At 64.3% G+C, this 16,052-nt stretch carries 16 protein-coding genes; 8 read left to right on the top strand and 8 right to left on the bottom strand.

The window, feature by feature from the left end; all coding sequences use genetic code 11:
• Positions 1–26: 26 nt before the first annotated feature.
• The 4 genes from AC1MBU_RS14425 to AC1MBU_RS14410 form a co-directional block, all read right to left on the bottom strand.
• Complete coding sequence (locus AC1MBU_RS14425; protein ID WP_277359338.1) at positions 27–779, bottom strand: amino acid ABC transporter ATP-binding protein; 753 nt, start codon at positions 777–779, stop codon at positions 27–29.
• 3 nt (positions 780–782) lie between these two features.
• On the bottom strand, positions 783–1,568 hold the full coding sequence (locus AC1MBU_RS14420; RefSeq protein ID WP_346027262.1) for an amino acid ABC transporter permease: 786 nt from the start codon (positions 1,566–1,568) through the stop codon (positions 783–785).
• A gap of 78 nt (positions 1,569–1,646) precedes the next feature.
• Entirely contained in the window at positions 1,647–2,450 is an 804-nt protein-coding gene (locus AC1MBU_RS14415; RefSeq protein WP_479787697.1) for a transporter substrate-binding domain-containing protein, read from the bottom strand.
• A 136-nt stretch (positions 2,451–2,586) separates the two neighbouring features.
• Positions 2,587–3,939 (bottom strand): isochorismate synthase, encoded by a 1,353-nt coding sequence (locus AC1MBU_RS14410; RefSeq protein WP_471672059.1) that lies wholly within the window; start codon positions 3,937–3,939, stop codon positions 2,587–2,589.
• A 94-nt stretch (positions 3,940–4,033) separates the two neighbouring features.
• Between AC1MBU_RS14410 and AC1MBU_RS14405 the strand changes: the two genes are divergently transcribed.
• The 3 genes from AC1MBU_RS14405 (at position 4,034) to AC1MBU_RS14395 (ending at position 7,318) form a co-directional block, all read left to right on the top strand.
• Positions 4,034–4,798: a demethylmenaquinone methyltransferase gene (locus AC1MBU_RS14405; protein ID WP_346027259.1), complete on the top strand. Its 765-nt coding sequence runs from the start codon at positions 4,034–4,036 to the stop codon at positions 4,796–4,798.
• On the top strand, positions 4,799–6,067 hold the full coding sequence (locus tag AC1MBU_RS14400) for a geranylgeranyl reductase family protein (protein ID WP_277359343.1): 1,269 nt from the start codon (positions 4,799–4,801) through the stop codon (positions 6,065–6,067).
• Between the two features lie 147 nt (positions 6,068–6,214).
• Entirely contained in the window at positions 6,215–7,318 is a 1,104-nt protein-coding gene (locus AC1MBU_RS14395; RefSeq protein ID WP_277359344.1) for a polyprenyl synthetase family protein, read from the top strand.
• Positions 7,319–7,454: 136 nt separating this feature from the next.
• Here the strand turns inward: AC1MBU_RS14395 and AC1MBU_RS14390 are convergent, their stop codons facing one another.
• The 4 genes from AC1MBU_RS14390 to AC1MBU_RS14375 form a co-directional block, all read right to left on the bottom strand.
• Complete coding sequence (locus tag AC1MBU_RS14390; RefSeq protein WP_479787695.1) at positions 7,455–7,676, bottom strand: DUF559 domain-containing protein; 222 nt, start codon at positions 7,674–7,676, stop codon at positions 7,455–7,457.
• Between the two features lie 832 nt (positions 7,677–8,508).
• On the bottom strand, positions 8,509–8,976 hold the full coding sequence (locus AC1MBU_RS14385) for an HIT family protein (protein WP_277359347.1): 468 nt from the start codon (positions 8,974–8,976) through the stop codon (positions 8,509–8,511).
• Positions 8,973–9,395, bottom strand: coding sequence for a hypothetical protein (locus tag AC1MBU_RS14380; protein WP_056543734.1), 423 nt, complete (start codon positions 9,393–9,395; stop codon positions 8,973–8,975). The genes AC1MBU_RS14385 and AC1MBU_RS14380 overlap by 4 nt, the downstream gene beginning before the upstream one ends.
• A 36-nt stretch (positions 9,396–9,431) precedes the next feature.
• Positions 9,432–10,067: a trimeric intracellular cation channel family protein gene (locus tag AC1MBU_RS14375; RefSeq protein ID WP_277359348.1), complete on the bottom strand. Its 636-nt coding sequence runs from the start codon at positions 10,065–10,067 to the stop codon at positions 9,432–9,434.
• A 62-nt stretch (positions 10,068–10,129) separates the two neighbouring features.
• Between AC1MBU_RS14375 and AC1MBU_RS14370 the strand changes: the two genes are divergently transcribed.
• From AC1MBU_RS14370 to AC1MBU_RS14350, 5 genes are all read left to right on the top strand, one after another.
• Positions 10,130–10,888: a sirohydrochlorin chelatase gene (locus AC1MBU_RS14370; RefSeq protein WP_277359353.1), complete on the top strand. Its 759-nt coding sequence runs from the start codon at positions 10,130–10,132 to the stop codon at positions 10,886–10,888.
• A gap of 129 nt (positions 10,889–11,017) precedes the next feature.
• Positions 11,018–12,754 (top strand): nitrite/sulfite reductase, encoded by a 1,737-nt coding sequence (locus tag AC1MBU_RS14365; RefSeq protein WP_277359349.1) that lies wholly within the window; start codon positions 11,018–11,020, stop codon positions 12,752–12,754.
• Positions 12,755–12,756: 2 nt separating this feature from the next.
• Entirely contained in the window at positions 12,757–13,497 is a 741-nt protein-coding gene (locus AC1MBU_RS14360) for a phosphoadenylyl-sulfate reductase (protein WP_479789800.1), read from the top strand.
• A 245-nt stretch (positions 13,498–13,742) separates the two neighbouring features.
• Entirely contained in the window at positions 13,743–14,666 is a 924-nt protein-coding gene (gene cysD / locus AC1MBU_RS14355; protein ID WP_471673593.1) for a sulfate adenylyltransferase subunit CysD, read from the top strand.
• Positions 14,666–16,048, top strand: a complete 1,383-nt coding sequence (locus AC1MBU_RS14350; RefSeq protein ID WP_346027253.1) for a sulfate adenylyltransferase subunit 1 — start codon at positions 14,666–14,668, stop codon at positions 16,046–16,048. The genes cysD and AC1MBU_RS14350 overlap by 1 nt, the downstream gene beginning before the upstream one ends.
• Positions 16,049–16,052: the final 4 nt, after the last annotated feature.

The following is a 16,052-nucleotide window of genomic DNA, read 5'->3' as shown; positions in this document are numbered from 1 at the left end:
GTTTGGAAACGGCCCTCAAATCACAATTAGAGAACCTTCGAGAGGAAGCCTCGCGTGCGCTCGTGCTGCGGGTTTCCAAGGACATCATCCGGCTTGCCCTGCTCCACGACAACGCCGCCGTCCATGAAGACAACGCGGTCGCCGACCTCGCGCGCGAAGCCCATCTCGTGGGTGACCACCATCATGGTCATGCCATCACGCGCAAGCTGCTTCATGACGTCGAGGACGTCTCCGACCAGCTCCGGATCGAGTGCGCTGGTCGGTTCATCGAAGAGCATCATGTCCGGGTCCATCGAAAGCGCCCGGGCGATGGCGACGCGCTGCTGCTGGCCGCCGGAAAGCTGAGCCGGGAACGCATCGACCTTGTCCGCCAGGCCCACCTTGTCCAGGTTGCGGCGGGCGATTTCCTCAGCTTCCGCCTTGCCCCGCTTCTTCGCGCGGATCTGGGCGAGCGTCAGGTTCCGCAGGACCGTGAGGTGGGGAAACAGGTTGAACTGCTGGAACACCATGCCAATGCGGGTACGCACCTTGTCCAGGTCAGTGTCCTCATCGGTGATGTCGACGCCCTCAACGATGATGGTTCCCGAGGTGGGCTCTTCCAACCGGTTGACGCAGCGCAGCAATGTGGATTTGCCCGATCCGGACGGGCCGATGACGCAGACCACCTCGCCCTGATCAACGTGAAAGTCGATGCCCTTGAGCACCTCGTTGTCCCCGAAGGACTTGCACAGCTTGCGTACTTCAATGGCGGGTACGCCCGTTGTTTGCAGTTCGGCCATGACCTACCGGCCTCTCTTGTTATGGCGTTCCAGTTTGGCAACCAGCTGGGTCAGCGGGAGGGTGATGATCAGGTACAACAGCGCGGCAAGAACGAGAGGCGTCGAGTTTGCCTGCGAAGACACGGTGTCGCGCGCGAAAGTGGTCAGTTCCCTGTCGCCGAGCGCCATGCCCGCGATGAACAGCAGCGAGGTGTCCTTGATCAGGATGACCAATTCGTTGGTCAGCGGTGGAGTGATGATGCGGAATGCCTGCGGCAGCACCACGGACACCAGTGTCCACGAGGGCCGCATACCGAGCGAGCGTGCCGCTTCAACCTGACCTTTGGGCACAGCCTCGATGCCCGCGCGGATTGTTTCAGCGATGTAGGCCGAGGAGACAACGATCAACGCAATCAAACCGGCGCCGGTCGAACCTCCCGGCGGACGCCACTCGAAGGCGATCGGCACGGCGAACGCGAAACCGAAGATGACGAGGAGCGCCGGGAGGCCCCGGAAAAGTTCGATGTAGGCAGTGGCAACCCAGCGGTAGGGACCCACCGGAGAAAGCTTCATCAGCGCCAGGATCAGACCGCCGATCATTCCACCGATGAAGGCAATGACCGTGTAGACGACGGTGTTTTTCGCGGCCTCGGTGACGACCGTGGGAAAGGCTTCAGCCGCAACATCGAGGTTGAAGAAGTTGGTACGTATTGCTTCCCAGTCGGCAACGAGGATGACGGCAGCGACGGCAAGGATGAAAATTGCGTACAGGACTCCGCGGAACAAGCGTTTGCGGGTAGATGGTCTCACGTGTTTTACCTATCTTTCAGGAGGTGAACACGGCTGCGGCAGTCCCAGAAGCTGGAACTGCCGCAAGTCCGTGGAAGCTTACTGCTCCTCGAAGTAGGTGTTGTAGATTTCGTCGTAGGTGCCGTTGTCACGCAGCTCCGCGAGCTCGGTGTTCACAGCCTCGACGAGCGCTTCGCTGCCCTCCTTGGGGAATGCGAAACCGTACTGCTCATCAGTCTCGAACTCCGCAGCGATGGTGTACTCGCCTTCCTGCGTGTGGTTCAGGTTCACCGGCAGGTCCTGCAGGATCGCGGCAACGTTGCCGGCCTGCAGCGCCGCATAAAGCTCGGCGTCGCTCGGGAAGGCCACTACCTCGGTGTCTGCGGGGACATTATCGCGGGCGTACTGCTCGCCGGTGGTGCCCTGCTGGACGCCCACGGATTTGCCGGCGAGGTCTTCAAGAGTGGCGACGTCAGAGTCAGCAGGAACCAGAAGCGACTGCAGGGAGTCGTAGTACGGGTCGGCGAAGGTCAGGTTCTCTTCCCGATCAGGAGTGATGGTCATGGCGCTGGCGCCGACATCGCACTGCCCTGCGGCAAGCACGGCACCGGACTGCAGGCCGTCGAAGCCGACATCCTGCACCGAAAGCTCAAGGTCAAGTCCGGCAGCAATCTCCTTCATCAGGTCCATATCGAACCCGACATACTCACCGTTTTCCTCGTATTCGAACGGCTCGTAGGGGATGTCAGAGCAGACGGTCAGGGCACCGGGGGATACGAGGTCGAACTCGGAACCACCTGCTGCCTCGCCGCCCTCTTCGGACTCGGAACCGCCGCCACACGCGGTTAGTGCCAGGGTGCCGATTGCCATAACGGCGAGCGACTTGGAAATCTTGGAAAACATGCAGTACCTCAGCTCGGGACGGAGTAAAGACTCGGGACGGAGTAATGAAACGTCATGGACGATTCTATCGGTAAAGAGATGTGCATCACAGGCTACAGGAATTGCCTATTGGTAACCAAGCGCGACAGCAATCGAGTCAGGATCGTAATGGTGCCCGCAGGCCCAGCGCCTCGATCATCGGCCGGAACTTGCTCCACGTTTCCGCCAGCTCCGCCACCGGCTGGGAAGCCTCGACAATGCCGCACCCGGCGTACATCCGGACCCGCGTCGGGGTCTCGACGACGGCGCCCCGCAGGGCGATGCCCCACTCACCGTTTCCTGTTGCATCCATCCAGCCCACCGGCCCGGCATACGGTCCGCGTTCCAAATGTTCCAGCTCGCGAATCAGGTCGCCCGCCACCGTAGTGGGCGTCCCGCACACGGCGGCGGTGGGGTGGAGCGCCTCCACCAGGGCCAACGACGACGGCACGTTGCCCTCGCTGTCCACCGTGAGCTCCGCACTTACATCGGACGCCAGGTGCCACACGTTGGGAAGTTCAAGGACAAACGGTTCGCTGTGCGAGGTCATGGTCCGGGTGAAGGGCTCCAACTGCCGTGTAAGGGAGTCGATCGCAATCTCATGCTCGTGCTGCTGCTTCTCGGAACCGGCCAGAACCCGGTTCGCGTATCCGCTCTCACCGGCGGGGGCGGTTGAGCGGTCGAGGGTTCCTGCCAGCACCCGGGCGCGGGCTGTCTGGTCCTCGACCTTGATGAGCATCTCCGGCGTGGAGCCGATCAGCCCGTCCACCGAATACGTCCAGCAATCGGAGTACCGGACAGCGAGCTCGCGGAGCACCTGCGACGTCGAGATCGGGGATCCGAGTTCCGCGACGACATCGCGGGCCAGCACGAGCTTGCTCAGCTCACCTTCCCTGATGTGCGCGACCCCGCGGCTGACGGCCGTCATCCATTGCTCTTCGGTCAGGATTCCCGGGGCAATCCGGTCTCCCGAACAGGGTTTGCGTTCGGGCTCCACCTCGTCGAGGTAGGCGGCGAGTTCCGCTTCGGCGGCTGAGGCACTTAGCTCTGCGCCGTCGTCGTCCGTGATGTAGGTGATCCAGCTCTTGCCTTCCCGGCTGCCGACAAGAATGCGCGGCACTATCAGGCGCGACAGGTGACGGGACGTCTTTGAGAAGGCGAACGAGCCGAACGCCACCAGCCCGCTGCCCGGCTGGGCGAGAGGGTCAACGACGTCAGCCGCCGCAACAACCTCGCGCCACCAGGCCTGAGCCTCAGCGAAGCGGCCGGGGCCGGAGGTGGTGAAGCGCGCCGTTTCACCGAAGGCAACGATGCCTCCGCCGCGCCGGATCCAGGTGTGGACATCACTGCGGACCACGAAGTCCAGGAGGCCGGTGTCGAGCTGGAGGTCGCCCCGCTCAAAGGTGATGCTGCGGAGGGCCGGCGCCTGATTCAGCGGCGTCGCCACTGCGGCAGGGGACGGATTGCTCATGATGCTCTAGCGTACTCCCGAGCGGCAGCCCGCCCGTTCCGCTAGGCGAGGGGCCGCATTTTTCGGCACTGACAATGTTTGAGACAATGACAAAGTGAATCGAGCATCGCTGGATAAGCGTCCTGACGAAGTTGCAGCCATGTTTGACGACGTGGCGCCCAAGTATGACGTCGTGAATGACGTGCTGTCGCTGGGGCAAACCCACCGGTGGCGGCGGATCGTTGTTGATGCCGTAGACGCCAAGGCCGGCGAGCGGGTGCTCGATCTCGCAGCCGGTACGGGCACCTCCAGCGAGCCTTACGCGGACGCCGGCGTACACGTGGTCGCGTGTGATTTCTCACTTGGAATGTTGCGGGTGGGCAAGCGCCGCCGGCCGGATATCGACTTCATCGCCGGAGACGCCACCGACCTTCCGTTCGCCGACAACTCCTTTGACGCCTCCACCATCTCCTTCGGCCTGCGCAATGTGGACAGGCCCACCAGGGCGCTGGAGGAGATGCTCCGCGTCACCAAGCCTGGGGGCCGCCTCGTCATCGCCGAGTTCTCCCAGCCGATCGTTCCGCTGTGGCGAACCCTGTACACCGAATACCTGATGCGGGCGCTCCCGGCGATTGCCACCAAGGTCAGCTCCAATCCCGCCGCCTACGTCTACCTCGCCGAGTCCATCCGAGCCTGGCCCAACCAGGACGAGCTCGCGGGCTGGATCACGCAGAGCGGCTGGGAATCGGTCGCGTACCGCAACCTCAATGGCGGCATCGTCGCGGTGCACCGCGCCACCAAACCGGAGGGCACCATCACGACGACGGCGGCCGCCTCACAGACGCGCGGTCGGCGCCGCAGCAGCAGGGCTGCCAACTAGGTGTCAGTCCTCATCATCGGAGCGGGGCCTGCCGGGTCCACTGCCGCCTACTACCTGGCCGCCGCAGGGATCGAAACCACGGTTGTCGAGAAGACCTACTTTCCCCGGGAGAAAGTATGCGGCGACGGCTTCACGCCGCGCGCCGTCCGGGAGATCCAGCTGCTTGGGTTGCCGCATGGCGAGGAACTCGGCTGGCGGCGGAACAAGGGCCTGCGGCTGCTGGCCGGCGGCCGCACGGTGGAGCTCCCGTGGCCCGAACTGTCCGACTTCCCCTCCTACGGGCTTGTCCGTACGCGCCTCGGCTTCGACGAGCAGCTCGCCTCGCACGCCCGGTCCGCCGGAGCACAGATTCTCGAGGGCCACTCCGTCACCGAAGCAGTACGGGATGAATCCGGGCGGGTGACCGGCGTCGTCGTCAATGTTCTGGGTCCCAACGGGCGCCGAACCGGCGAGCAGAAAACACTCAGCGCGGACGTCGTGCTGGCTGCGGACGGCAACTCGACGCGGACCGCCGTGAGTCTCGGTATGGCCAAGCGGGATGACCGGCCGCTCGGCGTCGCTGTACGTACATACTTCACCAGCCCCCGGCATGAGGATCCGTGGATGGAGGGCTGGCTCGAGCTGCCGGACGCCTCCGGAAAGCCGCTGCCCGGATACGGCTGGGTGTTCGGTGTGGGCGACGGCACGTCGAATGTGGGCCTGGGGATTCTGAACTCCTCGGCGTCGTTCGGGAAGCTCGATTACAAGCAGGTGTTGCGTGACTGGACTGCCGGGATGCCCGCCGGGTGGGGGTTCACCGAGGAGAACCAGGTCGGCGAAATCCGCGGTGCGGCGTTGCCGATGGGGTTCAACCGCACGCCGCACTATTCACCCGGACTGTTGCTGCTGGGGGACGCCGGGGGCATGGTGTCGCCGTTCAATGGTGAGGGCATCTCCTATGCGATGGAGTCGGCGCGGTATGCGGCCGAGTTCATCGAGCGGTCGTTCACCGCTCCGCCGGGGATTGGGCGGGACACCGTGCTTGCCGGCTACGCGCCGTACATCCAGGACCAGTGGGGGAGCCACTTCACCCTCGGGCGGATCTTCGCGGGGCTCATCGGTAAACCGGCCATCCTTCGCCTCGCGCTGCGCACCGGCATGCCGATCCCGGTGCTGATGCGGTTCGTTGTGCGGATGCTGGCCAATCTGACTGACTCCTCACCGAAGGGCTTCGAGGATCGGCTGATCCATGTGCTCGAGAAGCTGGTCCCGGCAACCAGCAACCAGTAGTTTGCCCGAAACCCCTCGGGAACTTTTGCGCACGTCCGGTGGGTTCGACGGCCGTGGAACGCACCGAAACTGCACAAAACTTCCCGGGTTGTGCGCCTGATCCCCGCTGCGCTCGCATCGGGTCCCTCGCCCGATAGGCTTAGACCCATGACGGATTCCCCCCACACCAGCTGGACCCGCGCTGGCCATCCTCGGCCGCTCATCGACGAGCTGGACCCGAGCACCGGTGTGATTGCTACCGGGATGCGCCTGCCGGCGGGTTTCGCCCTGATCGCTGAGGACCCGGAGCTTGGTCCGGCGGTGTCGACGTGCCTGGCGAAGGTTGAGAAGCAGCTGCGGGAGGCGATCTCCAGTTCCGACCCCCTGGCCGATGCCACCTCCCGCCACCTGGTGGAAGCCGGCGGCAAGCGGATCCGTCCACTGTTGACCATCCTTGCCTCCCACCTCGGGGACGCAAGCAAGGCGGAGGTGGTGGTTGCCGCCGTCGTCGTCGAACTGACTCACCTCGCAACGCTCTATCACGACGACGTCATGGACTCCGCCCCCTACCGCCGCGGTGCGCCCACGGCCCACGAAGTGTGGGGCAATTCCGTGGCCATCCTGACCGGGGACCTCATTTTCGCCCGTGCGTCGATCCTTGTCTCGGAATTGGGATCGCGTGCGCTGGGCATCCAGGCGCGCACCTTTGAGCGGCTGTGCCTGGGCCAGTTGCATGAGACCGTCGGCCCCCGGGACGGCGAGGATCCGGTGGAGCACTACCTGTCGGTCATTGCGGATAAAACCGGTTCGCTGGTTGCCGCGTCCGGCCAGTTGGGTGCAATTTTTGCGGATGCACCGGCGTCGGCTGTGGACGTCATGGTGTCCTATGGCGAGAAGGTCGGAGTGGCGTTCCAGCTTGCTGACGACGTCATCGATGTCACCGGGCTGAAGGACAAATCGGGTAAATCCCCGGGTACCGATCTGCGCGAGGGCGTGCCCACGCTGCCCGTGCTGTTGCTGCGGCAGGCGGCGGCGTCCGGTGATGACTCCGCGCAGCGGGTGCTCGCGCTGGTCGACGGCGATCTGACGTCCGATGAAGCCCTGGCTGAAGCCGTGTCCGCTCTTCGCGGGCACTCCGCCACCCGGCAGGCGTGGGCTGTTGCGCAGCAGTGGGCGGAAGATGCGGTGACGGCGCTCGACCCGCTGCCTGACAGCATGGTCAAGACGGCCCTTGCGAGTTTTGCGCAGGCGGTCGTCAGCCGAGACGTCTGATTCCCGGTCAGTTCACCTCCCGCGTGCACAATCCTGCAACTTCCGGGCGTTTCGGGGGACGCCGGCCAGGGCATTCCGCGTCGTTGCTTGCGGAATGAGGAAGGAGCCCTCAAGAACCTGCAGGATTGTGCACGGTTCAGCGCCCGTGAGGCCGTCCTCGGCGTAACGCCAAGCGAATCTGATCCAACATCGCTTCCTGCTCGAACATGACGTCCTCGTAGCCGTACCGGAGAATGAGGTAACCGTTGAGGAGTGTCGCATTATTGCGGCGGTGGTCTCGTCGAAGCGCCTTTCGATCGGAGTGAAAGGCAGCGCCGTCGATCTCCACCACAAGGAAGCCGTCGAGTAGAAAGTCCACTCGTCCTACTCCTTCGATGCTTACCTGAGTCTCCACGTGGAACCCAGCCGCTACGAATAACAGTCTGGCGACCACTTCAATGGGTGATTCAGCGCATCCGGTCACGCGGCGCAAGGCTTCCCTGGCCTTCCCATTTCGGTCTCCGTCCAACCGGTCGAACAGAAAAGACAAAGCCATGTCACCACGCCGGACGGCACTCTCGACCATCACCACCGCTTCATGCAGGGGACGACAACGCAGCACGTGAAGGAGTGCATCGCCCAACCCGACCAATGGTAGGTATGGATGAGGCGGCACGCTGAGGGACCGGTGATTCACATGGGTCCCGCTTCCGCCGTCCGGGCAGCTCAGGTGGAGCATTTCGGGTGAATCCAAGCACCACAGACCGAAGTGGCTGGCTGCTGATACACAACTGAGCCGGCCGTTGTGACTCACTGCCGACACGAAATCCGAAGGCGCCCCGGGTATGGCGAGTATTCCTCGTCGTACTTTCAGGACTTACCCGGTGCTGATGGCATGATCCATGGCACGCCGGCTGACGCCGCGTTGGCGAAGCGTGCGGACTGGCGCGAAGCCACCGACATGGCGCAATTGTGCAGCAGGATCCATTCGGCCAGTGTCAAGCCAACCGGACCAGGGTTCGGACTGGAGCGTCCCAATGTGTAACTCAGCCGCCGGAGGAATTTGTGGAGGAATGCTGACCGAGCACAATCCTGCAGTTTCTCTCACCTGGACGAGTCCAGATCCGCATGTTCTCAGGGCACAACGGCGTGGCATTCCACCGATCGAGCCTGAAAGTGCACGATTGTGCTCGGGCGTAAGCAGCTAGCAGCTAAAGCGCAGCGCGGAGCTCGCCAGCCTTGCGGGCCCGGATGGCGGGGTCCACGATGGGGCGCTTCGGCGTGAAGTAGAAGCCGTCGTCGTGCCAGCGGGGGAGGACATGCTGGTGGTAGTGCCACACGTGCTGGCTTCCGGCCGGCTCGTTGTGCTGGCGGGTTGAAACGCCGTCAGGGTTCCACGCGCGCTTGATGGCAATGGCCATGTCCCGGGTGACGGTCATGATGCGGCCCGCGACGTCGTCGGGCAGTTCATACAGCAGCTCATAGTGGGCGCGCGGAGTCACCAGGACGTGCCCGGGGTTCGGCTCGAAGCCGTGGGAGGCGATGAACGCCAGCACCAGGTCATCCGAGTAGATCAGGTCGCCGGGCCTGCAGAGATTGGTCGGGAACCGAAACTCGCCGGACGCCAGATCGCAGAAGGGGCACTCATACCCCGCAGGAGCGTGCGTTGTCCAGGTCATTCTGCCTCGTCGTCGAACACCCAGTCGAACATGTCAAGCATGAACTCACTGAACGTTCCTTCCTCGTTCTTCCAGGAGGCCCGCGCATTGTTGCGCCGCCACACTATGGGATCCGGGACATTCAGCTGATCTGCCTTGATGCCCCAGACAAACTTCTCATCCACGTCTTCCATGAAGAGCAGGAATCCGTCTTCGATCTCCAGCTCGTCCGGATCCCACACATAGTGGAACGCCTCCATGAGATCTTCGGAAGCACCGACCGCGAGGTAGAACTCGTGCACGGCCATCGGAAGCGGGAAATCCTGGCCTTCGCGCAGCTCCGCCAGCTCGTCTTCCGAAAGGCCGTCTTCCGGCACCCAGGGTTCCTCGAAATAGGCAGGTACGAGGGCACGGAATTTATCCAGGAACAGCTCGGTCACAGTGGCTCCAGGTGGTGTCAGGGGGATGCCCTCATCCTATCCCGTGGACGGGGGGTCGGCGCGACGCGCGTCCTGAGCTGCGAGGGGTGCATGCCAGCCCGACCGCCACGCCATCACCCGCAGCGTGAATACCAACACAGCGACGACGATCCCCGTCACCACGTTGAACAGGCCCAGCTCTGCCAGCGCAACAGTGAGCGTTGCACCGAGGAAGGCGGGTAGGGCATACAGGTCACCGGTGAAGAGCTGCGGCACCTCATTTGCAACGACGTCGCGCAGCAGACCTCCGCCGACTGCGGTTGTCACTCCCAGCAGCACTGCCGCTACGGGGTTGAGGCCCTCGTTGATGGCCTTGAGCGCACCGACGATGCAGAACAGGGCAAGGCCTCCTGCATCGAAGAGCACCAGCGGCCGGCTTGCTTTCTCGATCCCGGAATACAGGAAGTAGACCAGGCCAGTGGCAAGCAGCGGCGGCACCAGATAGAGAGGGTTGTAGAACGCTACGGGCTCGACGTCGATGATCAGGTCCCGTGCCACTCCTCCTCCCAGCGAGGCGAGGGAAGCCAGCAGCAGCGAGCCGATCAGATCGAACCCCTTGCGCGCCGCCAGCAGCGCTCCGGACATGGCAAAGAAGAAGACGCCGAACAGGTCCAGGACCAGCGGCGCGTTCATGAGGTCTCTGCGTTACGGGACACAACTGTCAATAGTCGCAGGCGGGTGCTTCAATGGCCAACATGCAGACGCCCAAACACCCCGTCCTGATCGCCTGTTCGCACGGAACCAGCAGCGCTGAGGGGCAGGCGGCCGTCAATCAGCTGCGGGATGAGATGCGTGCCCTGCGCCCCGAGCTGGACATCCGGGAAGCCTACGTCGACGTCCAGGAGCCCGATCTTCCCGGGGTAGTGGCCTCGCTTCCGGACGGCCCGGCCGTCATCGTGCCGCTGCTGTTGTCCGTGGGGTATCACGTTAAAGTGGACATCGCCGAAGCGGTGCAGAGCCGCCCGAACACCTTCGCCGCAGCTCCGCTAGGCCCCGACCCGAGGCTGGCGGAGCTGCTGCAGCAGCGGCTGGAGGAAGCGGGCGTGCAGGTGAGTGACGCCGTCGTACTTGCTGCAGCGGGTTCCTCGGACGCCTGCGCGGCTGTGGACGTCGAGGAGCTGGCAGGGCAGCTTAACGGACTGCGGACCGGGCGGATGGTCGTCGGGTATGGGGCCAGCGCGAGCCCCTCCGTTCCGGAAGCAGTGGCAGGGGCTCATCAGGACGGCACCGCTCCGGCGATCGCCTCCTATCTGCTGGCTCCCGGCTACTTCCATGACCAGCTCGCCAAAGCCGGCGGCGCCGTGGTGAGTGCGCCGCTGCTACCGTCGACGGCGCTCGCGGAGATTGCGCTTGCCCGGTACGACGACGCCGCCAGCCGCCTTCAGGTGCCTGACCCCACCAGGGACTGCGGCAGGGCCTGCCGGCCCCTCGTCAAGGCATGCGCCAGGCCCTGACCAACGCTGGTTCTGCGAGCGCGCCAGTCCTGTCAAGACCCTGCTGGCATTGTGACGTGCTGTGTCCCCACGTGAACGGGTGTTTCCGGACCTTTGAAGGGCTTCCGAGGCCGGTCCTACTGTCTTTACATGACGAGTTCACTCGCGACCGAAGCAGCCCCTGAAGCCGGGCGAAAGCCGCGCGCGGCCAGGCCCGCTGCCAAGCCTCACGGCCAGTGGAAGGTTGACGGCACCACGCCTCTGAACCCCAATGAAACCTGGAAGCAGGAGGACAACGGGCTCAACGTCCGTGAGCGGATCGAGCAGATTTACGCGAAAAACGGCTTCGATTCAATCGATGGCACGGACCTTCACGGGCGCTTCCGCTGGTGGGGCCTCTACACGCAGCGCCGGCAGGGTATCGACGGCGGCAAGACCGCCACGCTCGAACCGCACGAACTCGAAGACAAATACTTCATGCTGCGCGTGCGCATTGACGGTGGTGCGCTCAGTACTGACCAGCTGCGGGTCATCGGCGGTATCTCCACCGAGTTCGCCCGCGACTCCGCGGACATCACGGACCGCCAGAATATCCAGCTTCACTGGGTCCGAGTTGAGGACGTCCCCGAGATCTGGAACCGCCTTGAGTCCGTCGGCCTCTCCACCACCGAGGCCTGCGGCGACGTTCCCCGCGTGATCCTCGGTTCACCCGTGGCGGGGATCGCAAAGGATGAAATCCTCGATCCCACCCCGCTCATCCGCGAACTGAGCGACCGGTTCATCGGCGATCCCGAGCTGGCGAACCTTCCGCGCAAATACAAGACCGCGATCACCGGCCACCCGAGCCAGGACGTGGTGCATGAGATCAACGACTTCGCCCTGGTCGGTGTGGTCCATCCCGAGCTCGGCGCAGGCTACGACCTCTGGGTAGGCGGCGGCCTCTCCACCAACGCCCGCCTGGCGGAACGCCTGGGCGCGTTCGTCACTCCGGAGGTCGCCGCCGAGGTATGGCTTGGCGTGACCAGCATTTTCCGGGACTACGGCTACCGCCGCATGCGCACCAAGGCCCGCCTGAAGTTCCTCCTCAACGACTGGGGTGCCGAGAAATTCCGGCAGGTCCTGCAGGACGAGTACCTCGGTTTCGAGCTCCCTGACGGTCCCGCTGCGCCCAAGCCCGATACTCCGGGGGACCACATCGGCGTCCACGAGCAGAAGGACGGGAAATTCTTCATCGGCGTCTCGCCCACGGTTGGCAGGGTCTCCGGAACAATCCTCACCTCACTCGCCGACACCCTCGAAGCTCACGGCTCCACCCGGCTGCGCACCACCCCGCACCAGAAGCTCGTAATCCTCGACATCGAGAAGGAGCAGGTGGAGCCGCTCATCTCAAAACTGGATGAGCTGGGGCTGTCCGCCCGGCCATCGCTGTTCCGCCGCTCCACCATCGCGTGCACGGGCATCGAGTTCTGCAAGCTCGCCATCGTGGAAACCAAGGTCACCGCAGCCACGGCCATCGCCGAGCTTGAGCGCCGCCTGAAAGACCTCGTTGACAGCGGCACGCTCACCCAACCGATAGCGCTGAACATCAACGGCTGCCCCAACTCGTGCGCCCGCATCCAGACTGCGGACATCGGCCTCAAGGGCATGATGCTTCCAACGCCCGACGGCGACCCCACTCCCGGCTTCCAGGTTCACCTCGGCGGCGGGCTAGCGGATTCCAACCGCGGTGAGGCAGGCCTCGGACGCACTATCCGCGGCCTGAAAGTCACCGTCGAGAACCTGCCCGACTACGTCGAACGCGTTGTCCGCCGCTATGTCGGCGGTCGCCAGGATAACGAGACCTTCGCCCAGTGGGCGCACCGAGTCGAGGAAGGAGACCTGCAGTGACGCTGTCACCCGAGAACGTTTCCTTGGAAGCCGCAGGCCGGTCCCGCCGCCCTGAAGCCGAGTTGAAGGCACTCGCCGCCGCGGGTGTCGAAGAGCTCGGCTGGAACTCCTCCGCCGAGCAGGTGATCGCCTGGGTAGCCCGAAACTTCAACCTGTCCCAGGCCGCCGTTGCCTGCTCCATGGCCGACGCCGTCCTGCCGCACCTGGTGTCGCAGCAATTCCCCGGCATTGATGTCCTCTTCCTTGACACCGGCTATCACTTCACTGAAACCCGGATTACCCGGGACGAGGTTGCCGGCCAGCTCGACGTCACAATCGTCGACGTAATGCCCGGGCAGACTGTCGCCGAACAGGACGCTACCTATGGCAAGGACCTGTTCGGCCGGGATCCCGCCCAGTGCTGCGCGCTCCGCAAGATGAATCCCCTCAAGAACGCCCTGGCCGGCTATGAGGTCTGGTTCACCGGGGTCCGCCGTGACGAGGCACCCACCCGGACCAACACGCCGCTGGTCACCTGGGACCACGTGCACAACCTGGTCAAGATCAACCCGCTCGCCGCCTGGACGTTCGACGAGCTCCTCGACTACGCGGGCGAACACCAGGTCCCCGTGAACATGCTCCTATCCAATGGCTACCCCTCGATCGGCTGCAAGCCGTGTACGCGGCCGGTAGCCCCAGGAGAAGACCCGAGAGCCGGCCGTTGGGCCGGCCTAGCGAAGACAGAGTGCGGAATCCACCAATGAGCTCATCAACCAACACCTTCCTTCCCAGCGGTGCAGGCTCCGCCTCCACCGCTGATGCCGCCCCCGCCCCTTCGCCGCACGGCCGATCTACGACCGACCAGGCGCGCGGCTCCGACAGCGGTGGCAGCCTACCCAACGCTCGCAAGCTCGCGTCGGGGCCCTCGGCTGACACCTTAGATGCCACTCCCTGGGCGGCATCAGCGGCTCCGGCTCAGCGGGCACGTCACCTCAGCGCGGAAACGGCTTTGCAGACAGACCGCATCGGGGGAGCCACGCACCGCTTGAGCTCATTGGATACGTTGGAATCCGAAGCCATTCACATTATTCGGGAAGTCGTTGCCGAGTTTGAGCGGCCCGCTTTGTTGTTCTCCGGCGGCAAGGACTCCGTGGTCATGCTGCACCTTGCCACCAAGGCGTTCTGGCCCGGCAAGGTTTCGTTTCCGGTGCTGCACGTGGATACCGGGCACAACTTTCCCGAGGTTCTCGAGTTCCGGGACCGCACGGTTGAGCGGCTCGGGATCCGCCTCGTGGTTGGGTCCGTCCAGGAGTACATCGACCGCGGCGAGCTGAGCGAACGAGCTGACGGGACACGGAACCCGCTGCAGACCGTCCCGCTGCTTGACACCATCAACGCGAACAAGTTTGACGCAGTCTTCGGCGGCGGCCGCCGGGATGAGGACAAAGCCCGCGCCAAAGAACGCATCCTCAGCCTGCGCGACGAGTTCGGTCAGTGGGATCCGCGCAACCAGCGGCCCGAGCTGTGGAACCTGTACAACGGCCGCCACACCATCGGGCAGCACGTGCGGGCCTTCCCGATCAGCAACTGGACTGAACTGGATGTCTGGCGCTACATCGAACGCGAGAACATCGACCTGCCCGGACTGTACTACGCACACGAGCGCGAGGTCTTCCGCCGTGACGGCATGTGGCGTGCCGTCGGTGACGTGTCCCAGCCAACCGAAAAGGAGACCGTTGAGACACGGATGGTCCGCTACCGCACGGTCGGTGACATGTCCTGCACCGGTGCAGTCGAATCGGCTGCGGCAGACGTGTCGGCAGTCGTGAGGGAAGTCGCCCTCAGCACTCTCACTGAACGCGGCGCCACCCGCGCGGACGACCGGATCTCGGAAGCCGCCATGGAAGACCGCAAGAAAGATGGGTACTTCTAATGAGCACAGCAGTCGAAACAGCACTTGAGCACTCAACCCTTTTCAGATTTGCAACCGCAGGCTCCGTCGACGACGGCAAGTCCACCCTCGTGGGCCGCCTCCTGCATGACAGCAAGTCAGTCCTGGCTGACCAGCTCGACGCCGTTGCGCGCACCTCCGCCGAGCGAGGCTTCGGCGGGGAAGGGGCCACCGGCAGTCAAAAGCTGGACCTCGCGCTGCTGACCGACGGCCTGCGTGCCGAACGGGAACAGGGCATCACGATCGACGTGGCCTACCGGTACTTCGCCACGGCCAACCGCACCTTCATCCTCGCGGACACCCCGGGGCATGTTCAGTACACGAAGAACACGGTGACCGGCGCTTCCACGGCTGACGCCGTCGTCGTACTGATTGACGCTCGCAAGGGTGTGCTGGAGCAGACTCGCCGTCACCTCGCGGTGGCGCGGCTGCTGCGCGTCGCGCACATCATTGTGGCGGTGAACAAGATCGACCTCGTGGACTACAGCGAGGCCGTGTTCCGCGACGTCGAGTCCCAGCTCAAGCAGGCCGCCCGCGAACTGAAGGTCGATGAACCGGCAGTCATTCCCGTGTCCGCCCTTGAGGGGGACAACGTGGTGGACCGCTCGGAGAAGACCCCGTGGTACGGCGGCCCGTCGCTGCTGGAGACCCTCGAGCAGCTGCCGGCGCTCGCCGAGCTCGAAACCGATCTCGAAGCCTTCCGCTTCCCGGTCCAGACCGTCATTCGCCCGCAGGGTGCAGTGGCTCCCGGGCTCGACGCCGACGCTTACCGTGACTACCGCGGCTACGCCGGGCAGGTGGCGGCCGGGTCCATCCGGGTGGGGGACGCCGTCATAGTGCAGCCCTCCGGACGCGAAACGACGGTCACCGGCATCGACTTCGCCGGGCAAGACCTCGAGGAAGCCTTCGCTCCGCAGTCAGTGGTGCTGCGGCTCGCCGACGACATCGACATTGCCCGCGGAGACCTGATTGCTGAAGTTAGTTCAACCGCCAGCCTCCCGCAACCCACTCAGGACCTCTACGCAGCCCTCTGCTGGCTGTCGCCGAAGCCGCTGAAGGAGGGCTCCAGGCTTCTCATCAAGCACGGCAGCAAGACCGTCCAGGGGCTGGTTCGCCAGGTCATCAACAAGCTGGACCTCGCCACGTTCGCCGATCAACCGGCGTCGGGCCTTGAGCTCAATGACATCGGAACCGCCCACATCCGGCTCGCGTCAGCGCTGCCCGTGGACAACTACGGAAACTTCCGCCGTACTGGAGCCTTCCTGGTCATCGACCCGTCCGACGGCAACACCCTGGCCGCAGGCCTGGTGGAGTCCGACCACCTTGAACTGTCTGCCCGCGAGGACGAGCGTTATGACAGCTAGCAAG

This window comes from Arthrobacter sp. PTI12 (assembly GCF_056679915.1).
The sequence above is the reverse complement of the archived record's forward strand: the minus strand, read 5'-3'. Positions and strand labels throughout refer to the sequence as shown.

Excerpts from the sequence above, each read along its gene's own strand:
- AC1MBU_RS14425 (WP_277359338.1), bottom strand. The coding sequence starts at position 779 with ATGGCCGAACTGCAAACAACGGGCGTACCCGCCATTGAAGTACGCAAG.
- AC1MBU_RS14415 (WP_479787697.1), bottom strand. The coding sequence starts at position 2,450 with ATGTTTTCCAAGATTTCCAAGTCGCTCGCCGTTATGGCAATCGGCACC.
- AC1MBU_RS14410 (WP_471672059.1), bottom strand. The coding sequence starts at position 3,939 with ATGAGCAATCCGTCCCCTGCCGCAGTGGCGACGCCGCTGAATCAGGCG.
- AC1MBU_RS14395 (WP_277359344.1), top strand. The coding sequence starts at position 6,215 with ATGACGGATTCCCCCCACACCAGCTGGACCCGCGCTGGCCATCCTCGG.
- AC1MBU_RS14385 (WP_277359347.1), bottom strand. The coding sequence starts at position 8,976 with ATGACCTGGACAACGCACGCTCCTGCGGGGTATGAGTGCCCCTTCTGC.
- AC1MBU_RS14375 (WP_277359348.1), bottom strand. The coding sequence starts at position 10,067 with ATGAACGCGCCGCTGGTCCTGGACCTGTTCGGCGTCTTCTTCTTTGCC.
- AC1MBU_RS14370 (WP_277359353.1), top strand. The coding sequence starts at position 10,130 with ATGCAGACGCCCAAACACCCCGTCCTGATCGCCTGTTCGCACGGAACC.
- AC1MBU_RS14365 (WP_277359349.1), top strand. The coding sequence starts at position 11,018 with ATGACGAGTTCACTCGCGACCGAAGCAGCCCCTGAAGCCGGGCGAAAG.
- AC1MBU_RS14350 (WP_346027253.1), top strand. The coding sequence starts at position 14,666 with ATGAGCACAGCAGTCGAAACAGCACTTGAGCACTCAACCCTTTTCAGA.